The sequence below is a fragment of the Pseudomonas faucium genome (assembly GCF_021602585.1).
In the GTDB taxonomy this organism is placed as follows: Bacteria; Pseudomonadota; Gammaproteobacteria; order Pseudomonadales; family Pseudomonadaceae; genus Aquipseudomonas; species Aquipseudomonas faucium.
On record NZ_BQIP01000030.1, the window covers coordinates 1 to 20,930 of the forward strand.

A 20,930-nucleotide genomic window follows, 5' to 3' on the forward strand; every position below is an offset into this window, starting at 1 on the left:
ATTCTTCGCTCATGGGGGTCCTTGCGGGGTCGATTCTGGAGTCCGACTCCAATTGTGAGTTCGAGCGAATAGTGGCTTGTTGATGTCGGTCAACCCACGCTGCCGCCAGGCCTGCCCGCTGGCGGATTCTGTGGCTCACCGGCCGAGAAACACTTTACATGCACAGCCTGTCGTACAGCTTGTGAAGCGTGGCAGGGCGGAAGCTATAATCGCGGCATGCTGAATCCAGACGAAATCCGCCCCCTCTTGAAGCAGTGGGTCACAAAGGTGATGAGCCACGAGCCCGGTGATGTGTTCATCGAGGAGCTCTGCTTCATTGATAAAGCCAGGCGAGCGGACTTGGTGCATGCCAATGGCAGGCTGACGGCTTTTGAAATCAAGTCCCACGCAGACACATTGCTGAGATGGGCCGGGCAGCAAGATGCCTATCTGGCCTGTTTTGATGAGGTATGGCTTTGCTGTCATTCTCGACATCTGGTCAAAGCACTAGAGGTGTCCGCCGCTAATGTGGGCATTCTCGTGGTTGATGATTTCTCTGGTATGGCGATGGTTCGCAAAGCGAAGGCGAACAGAAAGCAAGAGAAGTTTCACCTGACCGGGTTTCTATGGCGGGATGAGCTTGACCGCCTTGCGCGTGCACATGGCGTGCAGGTTAAAAGCAGGGATCTTATAAAGACAGTGCGCCAGGCTGTGAGTGACGCACTGTCATTGGAACAGATCAGAGAGTTCGTGCTGAGTATATTGAAGCGGCGCTATTCCTAGATCAGGTCGTCCAGTTCATCTGGGTCTATCGGTTCAAGTGCAGTGTGCTGACGATCCAGGATGGACTTCAGCATCGCGCAAATGTGTTGATTGATTCTATATCCATTCCAAGTGCCGTTATTGCCATAGCCTGTTGAAGTGGCAACGATCCTTGCATACTCCTTGGTCGCCCAGCAAAAATCATCCTGATGATACCCGGGGAGCGCTCTTATTTCTCTGGCAATATCAATGTAGTTATTGAACTCCTTATCGCCACCTTTGCGTCGTTGCCACCACTCGGTTGGGGTGTAATAGCAGCCAAACGGTAGCACGGGCATGCCTGCCACATATTCGATTGCCGCCGTGGGGTTCGTTGCCGCGTAGTCACCGTAAACCACCTGGGTGCCGGAGATACTCCTGTTGACCGTTGATTGCCATGCGATGTCGGTGCAGGTAGCTGACCTCGACGAGTTAGAGGCGGGCTTGTGCGTAGGGAAGGAGGTGCTCAGCAGAATGATGCTGGCGGGCGCGTAGGCTGCGATGTCCCTGATGAAATGATCGAACTCTGATCCCGTTGCAGTGCTGGACGGGGGAGACGCAATGTAGTCGACAATGACATGGGCTTCTCCAGGGTGAGTCAATGAGTCCAGTAATGAAAACAGGCGATTGCGAGAGATGCTCGTTGGCTTTTCTGGGCAGAATACGCGAATCGCTATTTCGTCAAAGTCGCGTTCCAGTGCAAGGCCAAGCTGAATCACATCTCGTTGAGGATCATCGTCCGTCCAGGAGATAACGGGGATAGCGAGAGAGGCTGTGGTATGGATGTCGTCGAAAAATGCCTTTTTTCGTTCGAACGCATTCTTGGGGTTATGTAAATCATTGTCGGCAATGAACGCCTCAAGCCTATCCAATCTGCCCCTGGATATGTCGATGAAAAATCGGTGTTCAGTCCAATCCTTTAGGAAGGACTGAAGATGCTTGTCGTCTTTGCCGCGCATATCCAGCAGTGGGGTAAAGTGATCTCTTCTTTCTGGCTCCAGATTGACCAGAGCCTTCACATCATTTAGTCCGACGCGTAAACAGGCGGAATACTGCATATTGCTCTCCATGCAAACTGTGGTCTTGAATTTCGGTCCACAGTAAACGTAGCGTACTTGCTAAGCTCTGCAAGGATTCTAATTTGCGTATTTATGTTTCAATTTATATATAAGATTTAGTTGTGAGGAGATTTTGTAGGAGAAATCGTTTTTTGGATTGCGATGTTTGTCGAAGTGTTGAACGGTGCAAGGCCGAGGAAGAGATGGCTTTGTACCTGGAGACTTGCCTTGAAGAAAAAGACCTGCATCGCTCGCTGCTGCCCTGGTCGGTCTTGCGAGAGCACTGGGATGCCTATGCTGAGGTGTGATGATCGTGCGGTCGTAGCGGCTGGGTAGGTGGGTTGCTGTGGCAGCCGATGCCGGGCAGGGACCTGCCAACCCTGCAGCAAAAATCGCAGGCAACAAAAAACCCGCACTAGGCGGGTTTCTTGTTGTCGCTTCGGGTAACTTTGCAACCACCAGAAGCTTGAAGGTGGTGCCCAGAGACGGAGTCGAACCGCCGACACGAGGATTTTCAATCCTCTGCTCTACCGACTGAGCTATCTGGGCGACGAGGTGAATTAAATAGATTTCCAGACCGCTCGTCAACGACTTTTTGAAAAAATTTTAAATTAATTCCGTCGCTTACGATTTTTGGGGTCATTCGGCCGGTGGAACGTAGCCTTCGGCCTGGGCGTAATCTTCGCCGGCGAAAAACTTGTCCATCTCGCCCTGGAGGAACTTGCGGTCCTCGGCGTTCATCATGTTCAGGCGCTTTTCGTTGATCAGCATGGTCTGGTGCTTCTGCCAGTCGGCCCAGGCCTTCTGCGAGATGTGATCGAAGATGTCCTGGCCCTTGCTGCCTGGGTAAGGCGGGCGGTCCAGGCCTGGCAGTTCTTCTTTGTACTTGCGGCACATCACGGTGCGGGTCATCGGGCGTCTCCTGCAATCAGTTCGTCGGCCGCGCGTTTGAGCAGCTTCTTCACCGGGGCGGCGAGGCCCAGGCGCGGCGGGGTGGCGAGGTTATACCAGAGCCAGTCGGCCTCGGCCACGTGCTGGCCGACCGGGTCGACGCGCACCAGCCAGGGCTCAATGGCCAGCTGGAAGTGGCTGAAGGTGTGGGTCAGGCCGTCAAGCGCACGGCTGTCGGCCAGGCGCAGGCCGTGCTGGTAGGCGAGGTCGTCGAGCTGGGCGATGTCGTCCAGCTCCGGCAGGCTCCACAGGCCACCCCACAGGCCGCTGGAAGGCCGGCGGTAGAGCAGGATCGCGCCTTCGTGGTTGGCCAGCAGCGGCATCAGCGTGCGCCGTTGTGGCAGCGCCTTGCGTGGCTTGGGTTCGGGGTAACGGGTTTCTTCACCGTGCAGGTGCGCTTCGCAGCCGCGCTGCACCGGGCAGATCAGGCAGCTGGGCTTGCTGCGGGTACACAGCGTGGCGCCCATGTCCATCATCGCCTGGGTGTAGTGGTTGGCGCGTTGCTGCGGGGTGAAGCGCTCGGCGGTGGCCCACAGCTGGTTGGCTACCTTGGGCTCGCCCGGGTAGCCGGCCTGGGCGGTGTAGCGGGCCAGCACGCGCTTGACGTTGCCGTCGAGGATCGGCGCGCGGATGCCCATGCTGATGCTGGCGATGGCACCGGCGGTGGAGCGGCCGATGCCGGGCAGCTCGGTGAGCAGCTCGACGCTGCGCGGAAACTCGCCGCCATACTGCTCGACCACCACCTTCGCCGCCTTCTGCAGGTTGCGCGCACGGGTGTAGTAACCCAGCCCGGTCCACAGGTGCAGCACTTCGTCTTCCGGCGCCTCGGCCAGCGCCTGCACGGTCGGCAGGGCCTGCATGAAGCGGTCGAAGTAGTTGAGCACGGTGCTGACCTGGGTCTGCTGCAGCATGATTTCCGACACCCACACCCGGTAGGGGGTGATGCCCTGTTGCCAGGGCAGGTCGTGGCGGCCGTGCTGGTCGTACCAGGCCAGCACGGCGCTGGAGAACTGCTCTGGGCTCATCGCTTGAACAGCCCCTTGAGCGTTTCTTTCAGTTCTGGGCTCACTTTGTCTCCGAGTTTTTCATCGAGCTTTTCATCGATCTTGTCTTTGAGGCGGTTGCCGGCCAGTTTCGCCGCGACCTTGCCCAGGCCGTCCTGGTCCAGGCGGCAGGCCTTGGCGCCCAGCTCCAGCGGGCCACGGCAGCGCAGCGGCACTTCGACGCCGACATAGCGTTCGTTGACCTGGCAGGCCGGGTCCGGCATGGCGCGCTGGTCGCCTTCGACGATCACGCCGACGTTGTAGTCCATGCCCAGCACACGCAGGTCGAGGTCGCCATGGCCGTTGACGGTAAGGCCCGGGATGCGCGCCTTGAGGTCCGGGTTGCTGGCGACGCCATTGCGCACCACCAGGCTGCCGCGCAGTTCCTGGAACGGGGTGTCCTTGCCGCGCGGTTCGCCACTGAGGGTCTTGCGGTTGAGGGTGGCGATGGCCTGGCACAGCTGTTGTTCCAGGTTGGCGTTGACCAGCACACCGTCGTTGATGGTGAAGTTTGCGCTGCCGTTGAGGGTGTCGACCAGTGCCTTCTGGCTGTTGCCGGTGGCGGTCAGGTCGCTGTTGAGGGTCAGCAGGCCTTTGACTGGCGGGGCCTGCTCTTTGCCTTCGCGCTTGATGAAGTGCTCGACCGGCACGCGGTTGATCTTGGTATTCAAGCCAACCTGCGGCACCGCAGGGCGCACGTCGACGCTGCCCTTGGCTTCGAAACTGCCGTTGTAGAGGCCGCCGCGCAGGCTTTGCAGGGTCAGCAGGCCGCCCTGGCTGGTGGCCTGAAGCTGGGCATCGCTGATCGGCAGCTTGTCCAGGGTCAGCGCGCCGAAGGCCAGGTCCGCTTGCAGGTCGAGCTCGCGCAGGCGGTCCACCGGCAGCAGCTTGTCATTGCTCCAGGCCACCTGGGTCGGGGCGTTGGGCAGCGGCGAGGTGCCGGGGTTGCCCACGGCGCTGGCTTCTTGCTGCTGCACTTCGCTCTGGCGCGCGGCCGTGGCGCCCTTGGCCTCTTCGCTCTTGGCCGGCAGGTAGCGGTCGGCGTCGAACTTGTCGCCCTTGAGCTGCAGGCGCAGGGCCTGCTTGGCGAAGTCGTCCACGGCCACGCGGCCGGTGAAGGTGCTGTCGTCCAGTTTTACCGCAAGGTCGGCCAGGGCCAGGCTGTACGGCGTGCCCTGCAGGCGGGTCACCAGCTCCAGCTTGGCGAAGGCGGCCGGGTCGTTGGTGGCCGGCAGGGGGCGGCCGATGCTGTCGAGGAAGGTGCGCAGGTTGAACTGGGCGATCGACAGGCCACCGCTGAGCTGCGGGGCTTTGTCCAGGTCGCGCAGGTTCAGCTCGCCGAGGGCGCGCAGCTGGTTGGCCGAGACTTTCAGGCCGTTCCAAGAGGCGACGTTGGCGGCCATGTCGACCAGCAACTGGCCCTGGGCGGCGAAGGTCACGGTCTTGCCGCCGGTAGGCTCGCCCGAGGTTTCGCCCGACAGGCGCATGTCTTCGAAGTTGTAGCGCTTGAGCTTGCGGTCGAAGCGCAGTTCGCCGGCAAGCTCGGTACGGGCCTTGATGTTCGGCTGGCTGGCGCTGAGGAAGGCACTGGCCTTGAGGGCGATGTTGGTGCCCTCGTGAACGGGGCCGGTGCTCAGCTGGATGCTTTCGGCGCTGTAGCTCTTGCCGTTCTGGGCATCGGTGTACTGCACCCGGGCGTTGTTCACGGTCAGGCTGTCGATGTCGAGCTTGACCGCACGCTCGCTGCCGCTGTCGGCAGGTGCGCCGGGTTGTTCGGCGGGGGCCGGTGCGTTGCTGCTGGTGCCGCCCTGGGGTGGCAGCGGCTTGCCGATGTCCTGCCAGTTGCCATGGCCTTGCTCATCGCGCACCAGGGTCAGGTTCAGGCCTTCGACGCGCACGTCGCTCATCTGCACTTCGCGGCGCAGCAAGGGCAGCACGCGTACCGACAGGCCGAGCATCTGCAGGTCGGCAAACGGCTCGGTGGGCTTGTTCAGGGTGGCGATGCTGGCATCGTGCAGCTCCAGGCCCAGCCAGGGGAACAGGCTCCAGCCGATATCGCCATTGAGGGTCAGCTCGACATGGGCCTTGTCGCGCGCCAGCTGGCGGATCTCGTCTTTGTAGTCGTTGGGATCGAAGAGGTGGGTCAGGGCAAAGCCCAGTGCCACGATGATCAGCAGCAACCCGAGAAGCCCCAGTCCCAGGATTTTGCCGAACGCTTTCATGGGCGAGTCCTTGTAGTCCGTTTTTGAATTCAAGCGGTTGAGTATAGCGCCGCCGGGGTAGGGCCTGAGTATCCGACAAGAGATACAGGCCATTTCCTACTAATGGATCAGGTAGTGCGGCTTTCGACAGCCTGAGGGCGGGCAGTTCCGTCCGTTTATGGGAGAGACGCGACCCTGCATCAGATTGCCACTATCTCAGGTGTTGCTGATACCCTTGCGCCGCTTGCGTGGAGCGCCGCGACAGATTGTCGCGGGCGTTGCCGCCAACGGCCGCGTTTCACCTTGTGTGCAGCCAGAAGAGCCGGGCATTCAATCCGCGGGCATCGTCTACCTACAAAAGGATCGAATCCATGAACAGCAGTATCACGGCAGGGGCCGCCGCCAGCGCGCCGGGCTTCCTGTCGAAGGAGCGCATCATCGCCCGCCCGGGCTTCAACCGCTGGCTGGTGCCGCCGGCGGCCCTGGCCATTCACCTGTGCATCGGCATGGCCTACGGCTTCTCGGTGTTCTGGTTGCCGTTGTCCCAGGCCATCGGCATCACCGCCCCGGTCGCCTGCTCGGCCGACATGGGCTTCATCGCCCGCCTGTTCAGCGCCGAGTGCGACTGGCCGATCTCGATGCTGAGCTGGATCTACACCCTGTTCTTCGTCTTCCTCGGCTGCTCGGCCGCGGTGCTCGGCGGTTGGCTGGAACATGCCGGCCCGCGCAAGGCTGGCCTGGTGTCGGCACTGTGCTGGTGCGGCGGCATGCTGATTTCGGCGGTCGGGGTAAAAACCCACCAGCTCTGGTTGATGTGGCTGGGCTCCGGGGTCATTGGCGGTATCGGCCTGGGCCTTGGCTACATCTCGCCGGTCTCGACCCTGATCAAGTGGTTCCCGGACAAGCGCGGCATGGCCACCGGCATGGCGATCATGGGCTTCGGCGGCGGCGCCATGGTGGGTGCACCCTTGGCCACCGCGCTGATGGGCCACTTTGGCAACGAGCATGAAGTTGGCGTGTGGCAGAGCTTCGTCGCCATGGCCGCGATCTACTTCGTGTTCATGACCGCCGGCGCCCTGGCCTACCGCGTGCCGCCCACCGGCTGGAAGCCCGAGGGCTGGACCGCGCCGCTGAAGAAGGCCAACGCGATGGTCACCGACCGCCACGTGCATGTCAGCGTTGCGTGGAAAACCCCGCAATTTGCGTTGATCTGGCTGGTACTGTGCCTGAACGTGTCGGCCGGTATCGGCATTCTCGGCATGGCCTCGCCGCTGTTGCAGGAAGTGTTCGCCGGCAAGCTGCTGGGCAACGAGCTGACCTTCAGCGAGCTGAACCCCGCGCAGCTGGCGCAGATTGCCGCGATCGCCGCCGGCTTCACCGGCTTGCTGAGCCTGTTCAACATCGGCGGGCGCTTCTTCTGGGCCTCGTTCTCCGACTACATCGGCCGCAAGAACACCTATTTTGCCTTCTTCGCCCTGGGTGTCGGCCTCTACAGCCTGGTGCCGAACATGGGGCACCTGGGCAACGTGGCGCTGTTCGTGGCGGCGTTCTGCATCATCCTGTCGATGTATGGCGGCGGTTTCGCCACGGTGCCGGCGTACCTTGCCGACCTGTTCGGCACGCAGATGGTCGGTGCCATTCACGGCCGCCTGCTGACTGCCTGGGCGGCGGCGGGGGTGCTGGGGCCGGTGCTGATCACCTACCTGCGCGAGTACCAGCTGGCGGCGGGCGTCGAGCGGGCAGCGGCTTATGACATGACCCTGTACATCCTCGCCGGCCTGCTGGTGCTGGGCTTTATCTGCAACATGCTGGTGCGGCCGGTGGCGGATAAGCACTTCATGAGCGACGCCGAACTTGCCGCCGAGCGGGCGCTGAGCCATGACAAGGGCGCCGATGGCGGCCGGTCGCTGGAGTGGCACGCTGCGCCGGGGAGCCTGCCGCTGGTGCTGGTGGCCTGGGCGGTGGTGGTGATTCCGCTGGCCTGGGGGGTGTGGGTCACCCTGCAGAAGACGGCGGTGCTGTTCCATTGACGGCCTCATCGCCGGCAAGCCGGCTCCCACACGAGCTCTGTGATGTTCGAGATCTGTGGGAGCCGGCTTGCCGGCGATCGGGCTGCAAAGCAGCCTCCGGCATTGCCATATGTCATCCGCGTTTCAAGCTGGCGCGTTCTGGGCCTATAATGGAGCCCTTTTCGCCCAATGATTTTGCGGAGCTGGTGATGGTCGAACGTAAGGCTTCCGTCGAGCGCAATACCCTGGAAACCCAGGTCAAGTGCTCGATCAACCTCGATGGCAGTGGCAAGGCTCGATTCGATATCGGCGTGCCTTTCCTTGAACACATGCTCGACCAGATCGCCCGACATGGGCTGATCGATCTGGATATCGAGTGCAAGGGTGACCTGCATATCGACGATCACCATACCGTCGAAGACGTCGGTATCACCCTGGGCCAGGCATTTGCCCAGGCCATCGGCGACAAGAAGGGCATCTTCCGCTACGGCCACGCCTACGTGCCGCTGGATGAAGCGCTGTCGCGGGTGGTCATCGACTTCTCCGGCCGCCCTGGCCTGCAGATGCACGTGCCGTACACCCGGGCCACGGTCGGTGGCTTCGATGTCGACCTGTTCCAGGAGTTCTTCCAGGGCTTCGTCAACCACGCCCTGGTGAGCCTGCACATCGACAACCTGCGTGGCCACAACACCCACCACCAGATCGAAACCGTGTTCAAGGCTTTCGGCCGCGCCCTGCGCATGGCCATTACCCTGGACGAGCGCATGGCCGGGCAGATGCCATCCACCAAGGGATGCCTGTAAATGCAGACGGTAGCCGTAATCGACTATGGCATGGGCAACCTGCACTCGGTGGCCAAGGCGCTGGAGCACGTAGGTGCCGGCAAGGTCGTGGTCACCAGCGACGCGGCCGTCATCCGCGAAGCTGACCGTGTGGTGTTCCCAGGCGTCGGCGCGATCCGCGACTGCATGGCCGAGATCCGCCGCCTGGGCTTCGACAGCCTGGTGCGTGAAGTCAGCCAGGACCGCCCGTTCCTCGGTATCTGCGTGGGCATGCAAGCACTGCTCGAGCACAGCGAAGAGAACCAGGGCGTCGACTGCATCGGCCTGTTCCCAGGCCAGGTGCGCTTCTTCGGCAAGGGCCTGGAAGAAGACGGCGAGCACCTGAAAGTGCCGCACATGGGCTGGAACGAGGTCAGCCAGACCATCGACCACCCGCTGTGGCACGACATCCCCGAGCGTGCGCGCTTCTACTTCGTGCACAGCTACTACATCGAAGCCGGCAAGCCGGGCCAGGTGGTCGGCCGCGGCCACTATGGCGTCGACTTCGCCGCCGCGCTGGCCGATGGTTCGCGTTTCGCCGTGCAGTTCCACCCCGAGAAGAGCCATACCCATGGCCTGCAGCTGCTGCAGAACTTCGTGGCCTGGGACGGGCGCTGGTAAATGAGCAGGTCGAAGGCCAAGGCCCCGGTCATCACCCTGGCCCCCGAACAGGAGCGCGAGGCGCTCGATACCCTCAAGCGTTTTCTCGAAGACCGTTTCGAGTTGCAGCTGGGGTCGTTCGAAGTGGCCGAGGTCCTCGACGTGTTCAGCAAAGAGATTGCACCCCATTACTACAACAGGGCGATTGCCGATGTTCAGCTGCACCTCAAGGAGCGGTTCGAGAGCATCGAAAGCGACCTGTGGGCACTCGAGAAGCCCTGAAACCCAACAAATAGACAGGTTCCCAAGATGCTGATTATCCCCGCTATCGATCTGAAGGACGGTGCCTGCGTGCGCCTGCGCCAGGGCCGCATGGAAGACTCCACGGTATTCTCCGACGACCCGGTGAGCATGGCCGCCAAGTGGGTCGAGGGTGGCTGCCGCCGCCTGCACCTGGTCGACCTCAACGGCGCCTTCGAAGGCCAGCCGGTCAACGGTGAAGTGGTTACCGCCATCGCCAAGCGCTACCCGACCCTGCCGATCCAGATCGGCGGCGGCATCCGTTCGCTGGAAACCATCGAGCACTACGTCAAGGCTGGCGTGAGCTACGTGATCATCGGCACCAAGGCGGTCAAGCAGCCGGAGTTCGTCGCCGAAGCGTGCAAGGCGTTCCCGGGCAAGGTCATCGTCGGCCTGGATGCCAAGGACGGTTTCGTCGCCACCGACGGCTGGGCCGAAGTGAGCACGGTGCAGGTGATCGACCTGGCCAAGCGTTTCGAGGCCGATGGCGTCTCGGCGATCGTCTACACCGACATCGCCAAGGACGGCATGATGCAAGGCTGCAACGTGCCCTTCACCAAGGCCCTGGCCGAAGCCACGCGCATTCCGGTGATCGCCTCGGGCGGCATCCACAACCTGGGTGACATCAAGGCCCTGCTGGACGCCAAGGCCCCCGGCATCATCGGCGCCATCACCGGCCGTGCCATCTACGAAGGCACCCTCGATGTCGCCGAGGCCCAGGCCTTCTGCGACAACTACCAAGGCTGAGGACTGAACCATGGCACTGGCCAAGCGCATCATCCCTTGCCTGGACGTGGACAACGGCCGGGTGGTCAAGGGCGTCAAGTTCGAGAACATCCGTGATGCCGGCGACCCGGTGGAAATCGCCCGCCGCTACAACGAGCAGGGTGCCGACGAAATCACCTTCCTCGACATCACCGCCAGCGTCGATGGCCGCGACACCACGCTGCATACCGTGGAGCGCATGGCCAGCCAGGTGTTCATCCCGCTGACCGTGGGCGGTGGCGTGCGCACCGTGCAGGACATCCGCAACCTGCTCAACGCCGGTGCCGACAAGGTTTCGATCAACACCGCCGCGGTGTTCAACCCCGAGTTCGTGGGCGAGGCGGCAGACCGTTTCGGTTCGCAGTGCATCGTGGTCGCCATCGATGCCAAGAAGGTTTCCGGGCCGGGCGAAGCGCCGCGCTGGGAGATCTTCACCCACGGTGGGCGCAAGCCGACCGGGCTGGATGCCGTGGAATGGGCGAAGAAGATGGAAGGCCTGGGTGCCGGCGAGATCCTGCTGACCAGCATGGACCAGGACGGCATGAAGAACGGCTTCGACCTCGGGGTTACCCGGGCGATCAGCGATGCGCTGGGGATCCCGGTGATTGCCTCGGGTGGTGTGGGTAACTTGCAGCACCTGGCGGACGGGATTCTGGAAGGGCATGCCAGTGCGGTGCTGGCGGCCAGTATCTTCCACTTTGGCGAGTACACGGTGCCTGAGGCCAAGGCCTACATGGCTTCGCGCGGGATCGTGGTTCGCTGATGGATTGCTGGGAGGGCTTTGCCCTCCTTTCGCGACACAAGGCCGCTCCTACAGAGGTACGCATTTTCCTGTAGGAGCGGCCTTGTGTCGCGAAAGGGCCGCAAGGCGGCCCCAACAGCTTCACCCGTGGTTCTTGCCAAGCAAGGCGTGATAAAGCTCGGTATCCCCCAAAATCCCCACCACCTTGTCGTTGTCCTGCAACACCAGCTTGTTGCCGGTCTGATAGCGAATCCGCAGCGCCTCGCGCATGCCGATGTCGGCATTCACCAGCGTCGGCCGACGCTCCAGCAAGTCCACATCCTGCCCCGGCGCCCAGTTCTGCAGGTCCAGCCCGTTCTGGCCCTGGCGCGCACGCTTGAGCGAACCGCCTTCGCCAAGGTCCAGCCACGAATCGATCCCCGGGTCCAGGCACACCGAGCCATTGATCCGCTTGCAGTTGTCCAGGGTGCGCATGAGGCTGCGGCCGCACAGCACGTTGAGTGGGTTGGTATGGGCAACGAAGGTGCGCACATACTCGTCGGCCGGGTTGAGCACGATCTCTTCCGGCTTGCTGTACTGGATGATCCGCCCATCCTTCATGATGGCGATGCGGCTACCCAGTTTCAGCGCTTCATCGAGGTCGTGGCTGACGAACACGATGGTCTTGCTCAGCTTGTTCTGCAGCGCCAGCAGCTCGTCCTGCAGGCCCTGGCGAATCAGCGGGTCGAGGGCCGAGAACGGCTCGTCCATCAGCAGGATGTCGGCGTCCATCGCCAGCGCCCGGGCCAGGCCCACGCGTTGCTGCATGCCGCCGGAGAGTTCGTCCGGCTTCTTGTTGCGCCACTGGGTCAGGCCCACCAACTCGAGCTTCTCATCCACCAGCTTGCGCCGTTCCTTTTCCGGCCGGCCCTGCATTTCCAGGCCGAAGCTGATGTTCTCGCGCACCGTCAGCCAGGGCATCAGGGCGAACTTCTGGAACACCATGGCGATGCGCTTGGTGCGCATCATCTTCAGTTCCGCCGGGGTGCAGTGGGCGATGTCGATGTGCTTGCCTTCGTGCTCGACGAACAGCTTGCCGCGGCTCACGGTGTTGAGGCCGTTGATGCAGCGCAGCAGGCTCGACTTGCCCGAACCGGACAGGCCCATCAGCACGCAGATCTCGCCCTTGTTGATGTCCAGGTTGGCCTTTTCGACCCCCACCACCAGGCCGGTCTGCTTGAGGATCTGCTCGCGGGTCTTGCCCTGGTCGAGCAGCGCCAGCGCTTCGCGCGGCTTGTTGGAGAAGATGACGTCGACGTCTTCGAAGCGAATGATGCTCATGCCTCACCCCTTACCGGCAGTTCCGGTTGCTTGCAGATACGGTCGAGCATGATCGCCAGCAGCACGATCGCCAGGCCCGCTTCGAAGCCCAGGGAGATATCGGCGGTGTTCAGTGCGTTGACCACAGGTTTGCCCAGGCCGTCGGCGCCGACCAGGGCGGCGATCACCACCATCGACAGCGACAGCATGATGCACTGGGTGACGCCGGCGGCGATGCTCGGCATCGCATGCGGCAGTTCGATGCGGGTGAGCAGTTGCCGGCGCGAGCAGCCGAAGGCCTTGCCGGCGTCCAGCAGTTCCTGGGGGACGTCGCAGATGCCCAGGTAGGTCAGGCGAATGGGCGCGGCAATGGCGAACACCACCGTGGAAATCAGCCCCGGCACCACACCCAGGCCGAACAGGGTCAGGGTAGGGATCAGGTACACGAAGGTCGGCACCGTCTGCATCAGGTCGAGCACTGGGCGCATGGCGGTGTAGAACATCGGCTTGTGCGCGGCGAGGATGCCCAGCGGCACGCCGATGGCCACGCACACCACCGTGGCGAAGGTGACCTGCGCCAGGGTTTCCATGGTTTCCTGCCAGTACCCCAGGTTGAGGATCAGCAGGAAGGACAAGGCGACGAAGACGGTCAGTGCCCATTTGCGCTGGATCAGGTGCGCAAGGGCGGCGAACAGGGCAATGAGCACGAACGGGTTGAACCAGGTCAGGGCGCTGGTGACCCCGTGGATCATGAATTCCAGGCCTTGGGCGATAGCGTCGAAGTAGCTGGCGCCGTTCTGGGTCAACCATTCGACGAATGAGGCGATGTACTGCCCCAGGGGTATTTTCTGATCGATAAGCATGATAGCGAGCTTCCACCTGCAAAGATTGAAATCAGTCCGGGGCGGGCACGGCCGCGCCCCGGCGGTGTTGCTACAGCGCCTTGCGTTATTGCGTCAGTTTGGCCTTGGCCGCTTCCAGGCCGGGTTTGCCATCCACGGTGGTCACGCCGGCCAGCCAGGTGTCCAGCTTGCCGGGGTTGGCCTTGAGCCACTTCCTGGCGGCGTCGTCGGGCTTCATCTTGTCGTCCAGGACATAGCCCATCATGGTGCTTTCATCCTTGAGCTCGAACGACAGGTTCTTCAGCAGCTGGCCGACGTTGCTGCATTCGTTGACGTAGCCCTTGCGGGTGTTGGTGAGCACGGTGGCCTTGCCGAACTCGGGGCCGAAGAAATCATCGCCGCCGGTGAGGTACTGCATCTTGAAGCGGGTGTTCATCGGGTGCGGTTCCCAGCCCAGGAACACGATCGCCTCGCCGCGCTTCTGCGCCCGGTCGACCTGCGCCAGCATGCCGGCCTCGCTCGACTGCACGATCTTGAAGCCGGCGTCCTTCAGGCCGAAGGCGTTCTTGTCGATCATGCTCTGGATGGTGCGGTTGCCGTCGTTGCCCGGTTCGATGCCGTAGATCTTGCCGTCCAGTTCCTTCTTGAACTTGGGAATGTCGCTGAAATCCTTCAGCCCCTTGTCATACAGCGCCTGGGGCACGGCCAGGGTGTACTTGGCGTTTTCCAGGTTGGCGCGAACCGTTTCGACGGTGCCGGCGTCGCGGTACTGCTTGATGTCGTTCTCCATGGTCGGCATCCAGTTGCCGAGAAACACGTCCAGGTCCTTGCCGGTGGCCAGCGACTTGTAGGTCACCGGTACCGAGATCATGGTGGTGTGGGTCTTGTAACCCAGTGCTTCGAGCACAACGCTGGTGGTTGCGGTGGTCACGGTGATGTCGGTCCAGCCGACGTCCGAGAAGCGTACCGTCTGGCACTGCTCGGGTTCGGCGGCGTGGGCCAGCAGCGGTGCCGATAGCAACGCAACCAGCAACAGCGAGGGTGAACCTTTCATGGATGGACTCCTGTGATTTTATCTTCGGGTTCGCGCGGGTCGCCGGGCTTTCTCAGGGTCCGGTCGACCAGGCCTGCAGAGGGCAGGTTGCGAGGCCGTGCAATACGAGTCGCTTTCGATAATCCTCCAGCGCCGGGCTTACGCCTACTGGTGGGGTCGTAACCAGTACCGAACGGGTCGCATCCAGTACGGGCGATGTCGCATATGGGTTTTTCCATCCTCACGGCCGCATTTTTGCGTCACCAGGGCGCTGGAAAACGGCGCACGGCTGGGCAAAACAGCGCGGCGCTGGTGGACAAAAGTACGTCGGTTGCAGACGGCGAGGAGGGCGTCAAAACCCCGATGATGCGTGCATTCGTGGCGGCTCGCAGCTTCAGCCTAGCAGTTGCCCCGCCCTGCGCATGGCGCGCAGAGACAAGCCCAGCAAGAGGTGAAGCGACAATGGCCATCAGCGTGTTCGACCTGTTCAAGATCGGTGTCGGGCCTTCCAGCTCCCACACCGTCGGCCCCATGCGCGCAGGCGCCCTGTTCGTCCAGGGCCTGCGCGAACGCGGCGAGCTGGAGCGGGTGAAGCGGGTGGAGGTGCAGCTGTATGGCTCGCTTTCGGCCACCGGCATTGGCCACGGCACCGACAACGCCACCATCATGGGCCTGATGGGCGAATGGCCGGACGCGATCGACCCGGCGCAGATCACCCCGCGCATCGCCGACCTGCGTGAAACCGACACCCTGCTGCTGGACAGCCGCCTGCCCATCGAATTCGTCTGGGCCCGCGACATGCGCCTGCTGGACGAGAACCTGCCGTACCACCCCAACGCCATGACCCTGATCGCCGAAGGCGAGCAGGGCGAGCTGCACCGCGACACCTACTACTCGGTGGGCGGCGGTTTCGTGGTCGACGCCGCCCAGGCCGCCAGCGGCGTGCTGGATGCCGACCAGACGGTACTGCCCTACGACTTCAACAGCGCCGCCGAGCTGCTGCGCCTGTGCAAGCAAAACGACCTCAGCGTGTCGCAATTGATGATGGCCAATGAGAAGGTCTGGCGCAGCGAGCAAGAGATCCGCGCCGGCCTGCACACGCTCTGGCAAGCCATGCAGGAGTGCGTCAACAACGGCCTCAAGCACGAAGGCACGTTGCCTGGCGGTTTGAACGTGCGCCGCCGCGCCGCCAAGCTGCACCGCAGCCTGCAGGAGATCGGCAAACCCAACGTGATCGGCTCGACCATGAGCGCCATGGAGTGGGTGAACCTGTTCGCCCTGGCGGTCAACGAAGAGAACGCCGCCGGCGGGCGCATGGTGACCGCGCCCACCAACGGCGCGGCCGGCATCATCCCGGCGGTGCTGCACTACTACATGCGCTTCAGCGATGCGGTGGACGAGTCGTGCGTGGTCGATTTCTTCCTGGGTGCTGCTGCCGTGGGTATTTTGTGCAAGAAGAATGCGTCGATTTCCGGTGCCGAGGTGGGCTGCCAGGGCGAGGTCGGTTCGGCCTGCGCCATGGCGGCGGCGGGCCTGGCCGAAGTGCTGGGGGCGACGCCGCCGCAGCTGGAGAATGCGGCCGAGATCGCCCTGGAGCATAACCTGGGGCTGACCTGCGACCCGGTGGGTGGGCTGGTGCAGGTGCCGTGCATCGAGCGCAATGCGATTGCGGCGGTGAAGGCCATCAATGCGGTGCAGATGGCCTTGCGTGGCGATGGCGAGCACTTCATCTCGCTCGACCAGGTGATCCGCACCATGCGCGACACCGGGGCCGACATGCATGACAAATACAAAGAGACTTCGCGTGGTGGCCTGGCGGTCAGCGTCATCGAATGCTGACACCCTGGGCTGTCCCCATCGCCGGCAAGCCGGCTCCTGCAGGTACCCACTGCATTCACAACGGGCACCACTGATTCAGTGGTGCCCTGTTCCAGGGCATGGCCGGCCGTCGGATGTCGCGATTGGTATGGGCGTTGTCGGTGACACTCAAGAGTGTCGTTTCTGGAAAACCCACACTGCGCGTGTCACTAAACTGCTCAACCGTTACACGCATCGCACTAACTCGCCGGTTTTAGGCGATTGACAACCTCGATGCAAGACCTTGAATTGCCCAACAATGGCGTCGTTTTCAGGTTTTTTCGAATGGCCGTTCAACTTCAGGCACGGCGTTTGCGTTGAGATTGGCAGACCACCCCCGGAAAATGACCGAGGGGTCAATAACAAGAAATCAGTGCCCGCCTGAGGCACGCCCAGCATTGTGTGAGGAGAAATCGCGATGACGTCGTACACCTCCGGGAATCCAACCCAGAACCGCACAGCACCCCAGTCCATCGGGTTTCTTCTACTGGACAACTTCACCCTCATTTCCCTGGCTTCGGCCGTCGAGCCGCTGCGCATGGCCAACCAGCTGTCCGGCCGCGAGCTGTACCGTTGGCACACCCTGACCGTCGATGGTGGCCAGGTATGGGCCAGCGATGGCCTGCAGATCACCCCGGATGCGGCCATCGGCAATGCACCGCCCGTGGACACCGTGATCGTCTGCGGGGGTGTCGGTATCCAGCGTTCGGTCACCCGTGAGCACGTCACTTGGCTGCAGGCCCAGGCCCGCCAGTCGCGCCGGCTGGGCGCGGTGTGCACCGGCAGCTGGGCGCTGGCCTGTGCCGGCCTGCTCGATGGCTTCGATTGCAGCGTGCACTGGGAATGCCTGGCGGCGATGCAGGAGGCCTTCCCGCGGGTGAACATGAGCACCCGCCTGTTCACCCTCGACCGCAACCGCTTCACCAGCTCCGGCGGCACCGCGCCACTGGACATGATGCTGCACCTGATCAGCCGCGATCACGGCCGCGAGCTGTCGGCGGCGATCTCCGAAATGTTCGTCTACGAGCGCATCCGCAACGAGCAGGACCACCAGCGCGTGCCGCTCAAGCACATGCTCGGCACCAACCAGCCGAAGCTGCAGGAAATCGTCGCGCTGATGGAAGCCAACCTCGAAGAGCCGATCGACCTGGATGAATTGGCGGTGTACGTGTCGGTGTCGCGCCGCCAGCTCGAGCGGCTGTTCCAGAAGTACCTGCACTGCTCGCCGTCGCGCTACTACCTGAAGCTGCGCCTGATCCGCGCGCGGCAGCTGCTCAAGCAGACGCCGATGTCGATCATCGAGGTGGCGTCGGTGTGCGGCTTCGTCTCCACCCCGCACTTCTCCAAGTGCTACCGCGAGTACTTCGGCATTCCGCCGCGCGATGAGCGGGTGGGTTCCAATACCGCGCAGCAGGTGGCGATGATGCCGATTCCGCAGGCCATGGCGCTGTCGCCGCACAGCGGGCCGATGGCGGCGCTGAGCCAGGCGCGCAACGAGTCGACCTTTGCCAGTGTGAGGCTCTGAAACCGCGCTGGCCCCATCGCCGGCAAGCCGGCTCCCACAGGTAACCCACAGCCCTTGAGCTCAGTGGGGTACCTGTGGGAGCCGGCTTGCCGGCGATAGGGCCAGTACAGGAAAAGCCGATCAGGCGCGCTTGTTGAACTGCGCCAACGCCGGCAACAGCTGTTTGTCGATGGCCTGGCGCACCGCCGGCAAGATCGTCGCGCTGCCGGTATACATCTGCTCGACCATGCCCTTGAGCGCCCGCGCGTTGGGCTCGGTCAGCCCCCGCACCACCGCTTCGCAGGCCTGCTCGGCACTGGCCCCGGCCGGAATGTCGAAACCGCGCGCGCGCAGGTGGCCTGCCAGGTCGTCCTGATCAATCAAATCCGCATGCATCATGGCTGTTGTCCCTTTTATCGCGAAGAGAGTGCTGCTTGATTCACATCGATTCTGTGACGCGCACGGCAGCCCCGCAACAACAGAATGCCGCCATGGCTGCTTTGGCTAAGAACAGGTCGTTTACGGCTAAATCCCGCGCCCGGCAAGCCTGCACACTGAAGCCATTCACGGTACCAGAGGGTTTGGTCACCCTCGCTCACGCACAGTGGATGTTGCTCGCTCTTGGCCCCGCTGGCTCACGGCTTTGCGGGGCTATTTTTTTGCCCCGCAAACACCCGTTGTCAGGCCTTCGCGGGAAGGCCGATCACCCGGCCGGTGAACGCAGGCGCAGGCAGATCCTGCTGTTCAGCCAGCAACCCTTGCAGCAATTCGACGCTGCGCTCAGCGAACGGCGAAGACTTCGGCCCGGCCAGGTCGACATGCAGCAGCATCTGCTCGCTGGCCGCCAGGGCCTCGTCGAACCCCGCCCGATGCAGGCTGTGGTAGACATGCAGGCGCTTGCGGTCGAAGCCGACGATCTGCGTCTGCACCCACACCTCGGTGCCCAGCTTCACTTCGTGCAGGTAGTTGATGTGAGCTTCCAAAGTGAACAGCGAATTGCCACTCTGCCCACGGCTGTCGGCATCCAGGCCGATGCGCTCCATCAGCGCATCGGTGGCATAGCTGAAGATCAGCAGGTAGAAGGCATCGCGCAGGTGCCCGTTGTAGTCGACCCAGTCCTCCTGGACGGGGGTGCGGTAAGTGGTCAGTGCGGGCATCGTGCGCTCCTCAGTCGCCAAAGGCCATGCCGTGCTTGGCCTTGCTGGTCTTCACCGCGTCCAGCACCGCCAGCAGGGTGTCATCACGATAGCGCTCCAGCGCGGCGATGCTGCGTTCGCCCTGTTGCGCCGAGGTGCCGTCCACCACGTCGTCGATCAGCTTGTCGGTCAGCTCGGGGGCTGGCAGGTAGGTCCAGGGCAGTTTCAGCGCCGGGCCGAACTGCGACATGAAGTGGCGCATGCCCGCATCGCCGCCAGCCAGGGTGTAGGTGAGGAAGGTGCCCATGAACGACCAGCGCAAACCGGCGCCGAAGCGGATGGCATCGTCGATTTCGCCCGTGCTGGCGACGCCGTCGTTGACCAGGTGCAGCGCCTCGCGCCACAGCGCTTCGAGCAGGCGGTCGGCGATGAAGCCCGGCACTTCCTTGCGCACGTGCAGCGGGCGCATGCCGAGGGCGGTGTAGATGGTTTTTGCCGCCTCGATGGCTTCGGGCGCGGTGCGGTTGCCGCCGACGATCTCCACCAGCGGCAGCAGGTACACCGGGTTGAACGGGTGGCCGACCACGCAGCGCTCGGGGTGCGTGGCCGATTCGTAGAACTCGCTGGGCAGCAGGCCCGAGGTGCTCGAACCGATGATGGCGTCAGGCTTGGCTGCGGCGCTGATCTTGGCGTGCAGCTCGAGCTTGAGGTCCAGCCGCTCTGGCGCGCTTTCCTGGATGAAGTCGGCGTTGCGCACGCATTCCTCGATGGTGGCCACAAAGGTCAGGCGCTCGGGTGATGCGCCTGCGGCCAGGCCCTGCTTTTCAAGCGCAGGCCAGGCGTTGGCGATGCGCTTGCGCAGCGCCTGCTCGGCACCCGGTGCCGGGTCCCAGGCGATCACGTCCAGGCCGTGGGCGAGGGCGCGGGCGACCCAGCCGCTGCCGATCACGCCGCTACCCAGGGCGGCGAAGGTCTTGATCTCGGTGATGAAGGGCATATCGGTCTCCAGTAGGGATCAGCGGCGCTTGAGGTTCATTTTTTCCCGGCCTTCTGCCGGGCTGAGTACGCGGCCACCCATGCGGGTGATGATCTCGGCGGCGCGCTCCACCAGCTGGCCGTTGCTGGCCAGCACGCCGCGGTCCAGGTACAGGTTGTCTTCCAGGCCCACCCGCACGTTGCCGCCGAGCAGCACGGCTTGCGCTGCCATCGGCATCTGCATGCGGCCGATGCCGAAGCCGGCCCAGGTGACGTTGGCCGGCAGGTTGTCGACCATCGCCTTCATGGTGGTGGTGTCGGCCGGTGCGCCCCAGGGGATGCCCAGGCACAGTTGGAACAGCGGGTCTTGGAGCAGGCCTTCTTTGATCATCTGCTTGGCGAACCACAGGTGGCCGGTGTCGAAGATTTCCAGCTCGGCCTTCACCCCCAGTTCGGTGATGCGCTTGGCGCCGGCGCGCAGTTGCGCCGGGGTGGAGACGTAGATGGCGTTGCCGTCGCCGAAGTTGAGGGTGCCGCAGTCGAGCGTGCAGATTTCCGGCAGCAGCGCCTCGACGTGGGCCAGGCGCTCCAGCGGGCCGATCAGGTCGGTGCCGGGGCCGAATTCCATGGGCGATTCGCCTGGGCCGATTTCCAGGTCGCCGCCCATGCCGGCGGTGAGGTTGACGATGACGTCCACGTCGGCTTCGCGGATGCGTTCCATGACTTCGCGGTAGAGGTTCACGTCGCGGCTGAAGCGGCCGGTTTGCGGGTCGCGGACGTGGCAGTGGACCACGGTGGCGCCGGCTTTGGCGGCTTCGACGGCGGCTTCGGCGATCTGCTTGGGGGTGACCGGGACCAGGTGGCTCTTGGCGACCGTGTCGCCAGCGCCGGTGAGGGCGCAGGTGATGATGACGTCGTGGTTCATCGTGTGTTCCTTGTGGGGTCGGTTGAGGCTTTTCGCGGATGAATCCGCTCCTACAGGGGGCGGCGCTGCCCCCTGGCCAAAAGGTTTTG

At 63.2% G+C, this 20,930-nt stretch carries 20 protein-coding genes and 1 tRNA gene; 9 read left to right on the forward strand and 12 right to left on the reverse strand.

From position 1 onward, the window contains the following. Positions 1–216 precede the first annotated feature (216 nt). The gene (locus L6D75_RS24480; protein ID WP_176517964.1) at positions 217–762 is read left to right on the forward strand and encodes a sce7726 family protein; all 546 of its coding nucleotides are present in this window, start codon (positions 217–219) and stop codon (positions 760–762) included. Here the strand turns inward: L6D75_RS24480 and L6D75_RS24485 are convergent. The 5 genes from L6D75_RS24485 to L6D75_RS24505 all read right to left on the reverse strand — a co-directional run bounded on the left by L6D75_RS24485 (position 759) and on the right by L6D75_RS24505 (position 6,054). Then, positions 759–1,838: a beta family protein gene (locus tag L6D75_RS24485; protein WP_176517965.1), complete on the reverse strand. Its 1,080-nt coding sequence runs from the start codon at positions 1,836–1,838 to the stop codon at positions 759–761. The two genes, L6D75_RS24480 and L6D75_RS24485, sit on opposite strands and share 4 nt — an antisense overlap. A 473-nt stretch (positions 1,839–2,311) precedes the next feature. Next, a tRNA-Phe gene (locus L6D75_RS24490) sits at positions 2,312–2,387 on the reverse strand. A 90-nt stretch (positions 2,388–2,477) separates the two neighbouring features. Further along, a complete protein-coding gene (locus L6D75_RS24495; RefSeq protein ID WP_176517966.1) occupies positions 2,478–2,750 on the reverse strand; it encodes an oxidative damage protection protein in 273 nt (90 codons plus the stop codon). Further along, positions 2,747–3,814 carry an A/G-specific adenine glycosylase gene (mutY, locus tag L6D75_RS24500; RefSeq protein ID WP_176517967.1) on the reverse strand — a complete coding sequence of 356 codons (1,068 nt, stop codon included), beginning with the start codon at positions 3,812–3,814 and terminating at the stop codon, positions 2,747–2,749. Before mutY ends, L6D75_RS24495 begins: the two co-directional genes overlap by 4 nt. Beyond that, on the reverse strand, positions 3,811–6,054 hold the full coding sequence (locus tag L6D75_RS24505; RefSeq protein WP_176517968.1) for an AsmA family protein: 2,244 nt from the start codon (positions 6,052–6,054) through the stop codon (positions 3,811–3,813). Before L6D75_RS24505 ends, mutY begins: the two co-directional genes overlap by 4 nt. A gap of 350 nt (positions 6,055–6,404) precedes the next feature. On the opposite strand from L6D75_RS24505, the gene L6D75_RS24510 reads away from it, so the two are divergent. From L6D75_RS24510 to hisF, 6 genes are all read left to right on the forward strand, one after another. Further along, positions 6,405–8,063 (forward strand): OFA family MFS transporter, encoded by a 1,659-nt coding sequence (locus tag L6D75_RS24510; RefSeq protein WP_176517969.1) that lies wholly within the window; start codon positions 6,405–6,407, stop codon positions 8,061–8,063. A gap of 188 nt (positions 8,064–8,251) precedes the next feature. Beyond that, a complete protein-coding gene (gene hisB, locus L6D75_RS24515) occupies positions 8,252–8,845 on the forward strand; it encodes an imidazoleglycerol-phosphate dehydratase HisB (RefSeq protein WP_027594270.1) in 594 nt (197 codons plus the stop codon). Next, the gene (gene hisH, locus L6D75_RS24520) at positions 8,846–9,484 is read left to right on the forward strand and encodes an imidazole glycerol phosphate synthase subunit HisH (protein ID WP_176517970.1); all 639 of its coding nucleotides are present in this window, start codon (positions 8,846–8,848) and stop codon (positions 9,482–9,484) included. Continuing rightward, positions 9,485–9,745, forward strand: coding sequence for a DUF2164 domain-containing protein (locus L6D75_RS24525; RefSeq protein WP_176517971.1), 261 nt, complete (start codon positions 9,485–9,487; stop codon positions 9,743–9,745). Positions 9,746–9,772: 27 nt separating this feature from the next. Continuing rightward, positions 9,773–10,510: a 1-(5-phosphoribosyl)-5-[(5-phosphoribosylamino)methylideneamino]imidazole-4-carboxamide isomerase gene (gene hisA / locus L6D75_RS24530; protein ID WP_016484508.1), complete on the forward strand. Its 738-nt coding sequence runs from the start codon at positions 9,773–9,775 to the stop codon at positions 10,508–10,510. A gap of 10 nt (positions 10,511–10,520) precedes the next feature. Then, the gene (hisF, locus tag L6D75_RS24535; protein WP_011536177.1) at positions 10,521–11,291 is read left to right on the forward strand and encodes an imidazole glycerol phosphate synthase subunit HisF; all 771 of its coding nucleotides are present in this window, start codon (positions 10,521–10,523) and stop codon (positions 11,289–11,291) included. A gap of 120 nt (positions 11,292–11,411) precedes the next feature. Here the strand turns inward: hisF and choV are convergent, their stop codons facing one another. The 3 genes from choV to L6D75_RS24550 all read right to left on the reverse strand — a co-directional run bounded on the left by choV (position 11,412) and on the right by L6D75_RS24550 (position 14,465). After that, on the reverse strand, positions 11,412–12,590 hold the full coding sequence (gene choV, locus L6D75_RS24540; RefSeq protein ID WP_176517972.1) for a choline ABC transporter ATP-binding protein: 1,179 nt from the start codon (positions 12,588–12,590) through the stop codon (positions 11,412–11,414). Further along, positions 12,587–13,435, reverse strand: coding sequence for a choline ABC transporter permease subunit (gene choW / locus L6D75_RS24545; RefSeq protein ID WP_176517976.1), 849 nt, complete (start codon positions 13,433–13,435; stop codon positions 12,587–12,589). Before choW ends, choV begins: the two co-directional genes overlap by 4 nt. Positions 13,436–13,517: 82 nt before the next feature. Then, on the reverse strand, positions 13,518–14,465 hold the full coding sequence (locus tag L6D75_RS24550) for a choline ABC transporter substrate-binding protein (RefSeq protein WP_176517973.1): 948 nt from the start codon (positions 14,463–14,465) through the stop codon (positions 13,518–13,520). 441 nt (positions 14,466–14,906) lie between these two features. On the opposite strand from L6D75_RS24550, the gene L6D75_RS24555 reads away from it, so the two are divergent. Further along, complete coding sequence (locus L6D75_RS24555) at positions 14,907–16,283, forward strand: L-serine ammonia-lyase (protein ID WP_176517974.1); 1,377 nt, start codon at positions 14,907–14,909, stop codon at positions 16,281–16,283. Between the two features lie 436 nt (positions 16,284–16,719). Further along, positions 16,720–17,826, forward strand: a complete 1,107-nt coding sequence (gbdR, locus tag L6D75_RS24560; RefSeq protein ID WP_176517975.1) for a choline metabolism transcriptional regulator GbdR — start codon at positions 16,720–16,722, stop codon at positions 17,824–17,826. 120 nt (positions 17,827–17,946) lie between these two features. Here the strand turns inward: gbdR and L6D75_RS24565 are convergent, their stop codons facing one another. From L6D75_RS24565 to cdhC, 4 genes are all read right to left on the reverse strand, one after another. Next, positions 17,947–18,204: a hypothetical protein gene (locus L6D75_RS24565; RefSeq protein WP_003255717.1), complete on the reverse strand. Its 258-nt coding sequence runs from the start codon at positions 18,202–18,204 to the stop codon at positions 17,947–17,949. 281 nt (positions 18,205–18,485) lie between these two features. Then, positions 18,486–18,962 carry a thioesterase family protein gene (locus L6D75_RS24570; protein ID WP_176516193.1) on the reverse strand — a complete coding sequence of 159 codons (477 nt, stop codon included), beginning with the start codon at positions 18,960–18,962 and terminating at the stop codon, positions 18,486–18,488. Between the two features lie 10 nt (positions 18,963–18,972). Next, positions 18,973–19,938, reverse strand: a complete 966-nt coding sequence (locus tag L6D75_RS24575) for an L-carnitine dehydrogenase (RefSeq protein ID WP_176516195.1) — start codon at positions 19,936–19,938, stop codon at positions 18,973–18,975. A gap of 18 nt (positions 19,939–19,956) precedes the next feature. Beyond that, positions 19,957–20,841 carry a 3-dehydrocarnitine:acetyl-CoA trimethylamine transferase CdhC gene (gene cdhC, locus L6D75_RS24580; RefSeq protein WP_176516197.1) on the reverse strand — a complete coding sequence of 295 codons (885 nt, stop codon included), beginning with the start codon at positions 20,839–20,841 and terminating at the stop codon, positions 19,957–19,959. Between the last annotated feature and the right edge of the window lie 89 nt (positions 20,842–20,930).

Coding starts and splice junctions, on each gene's coding strand:
- L6D75_RS24480 (WP_176517964.1), top strand. CDS start 217: ATGCTGAATCCAGACGAAATCCGCCCCCTCTTGAAGCAGTGGGTCACA.
- L6D75_RS24485 (WP_176517965.1), bottom strand. CDS start 1,838: ATGCAGTATTCCGCCTGTTTACGCGTCGGACTAAATGATGTGAAGGCT.
- L6D75_RS24495 (WP_176517966.1), bottom strand. CDS start 2,750: ATGACCCGCACCGTGATGTGCCGCAAGTACAAAGAAGAACTGCCAGGC.
- mutY (WP_176517967.1), bottom strand. CDS start 3,814: ATGAGCCCAGAGCAGTTCTCCAGCGCCGTGCTGGCCTGGTACGACCAG.
- L6D75_RS24505 (WP_176517968.1), bottom strand. CDS start 6,054: ATGAAAGCGTTCGGCAAAATCCTGGGACTGGGGCTTCTCGGGTTGCTG.
- L6D75_RS24510 (WP_176517969.1), top strand. CDS start 6,405: ATGAACAGCAGTATCACGGCAGGGGCCGCCGCCAGCGCGCCGGGCTTC.
- hisB (WP_027594270.1), top strand. CDS start 8,252: ATGGTCGAACGTAAGGCTTCCGTCGAGCGCAATACCCTGGAAACCCAG.
- hisH (WP_176517970.1), top strand. CDS start 8,846: ATGCAGACGGTAGCCGTAATCGACTATGGCATGGGCAACCTGCACTCG.
- L6D75_RS24525 (WP_176517971.1), top strand. CDS start 9,485: ATGAGCAGGTCGAAGGCCAAGGCCCCGGTCATCACCCTGGCCCCCGAA.
- hisA (WP_016484508.1), top strand. CDS start 9,773: ATGCTGATTATCCCCGCTATCGATCTGAAGGACGGTGCCTGCGTGCGC.
- hisF (WP_011536177.1), top strand. CDS start 10,521: ATGGCACTGGCCAAGCGCATCATCCCTTGCCTGGACGTGGACAACGGC.
- choV (WP_176517972.1), bottom strand. CDS start 12,590: ATGAGCATCATTCGCTTCGAAGACGTCGACGTCATCTTCTCCAACAAG.
- L6D75_RS24550 (WP_176517973.1), bottom strand. CDS start 14,465: ATGAAAGGTTCACCCTCGCTGTTGCTGGTTGCGTTGCTATCGGCACCG.
- L6D75_RS24555 (WP_176517974.1), top strand. CDS start 14,907: ATGGCCATCAGCGTGTTCGACCTGTTCAAGATCGGTGTCGGGCCTTCC.
- gbdR (WP_176517975.1), top strand. CDS start 16,720: ATGACGTCGTACACCTCCGGGAATCCAACCCAGAACCGCACAGCACCC.
- L6D75_RS24565 (WP_003255717.1), bottom strand. CDS start 18,204: ATGATGCATGCGGATTTGATTGATCAGGACGACCTGGCAGGCCACCTG.
- L6D75_RS24570 (WP_176516193.1), bottom strand. CDS start 18,962: ATGCCCGCACTGACCACTTACCGCACCCCCGTCCAGGAGGACTGGGTC.
- L6D75_RS24575 (WP_176516195.1), bottom strand. CDS start 19,938: ATGCCCTTCATCACCGAGATCAAGACCTTCGCCGCCCTGGGTAGCGGC.
- cdhC (WP_176516197.1), bottom strand. CDS start 20,841: ATGAACCACGACGTCATCATCACCTGCGCCCTCACCGGCGCTGGCGAC.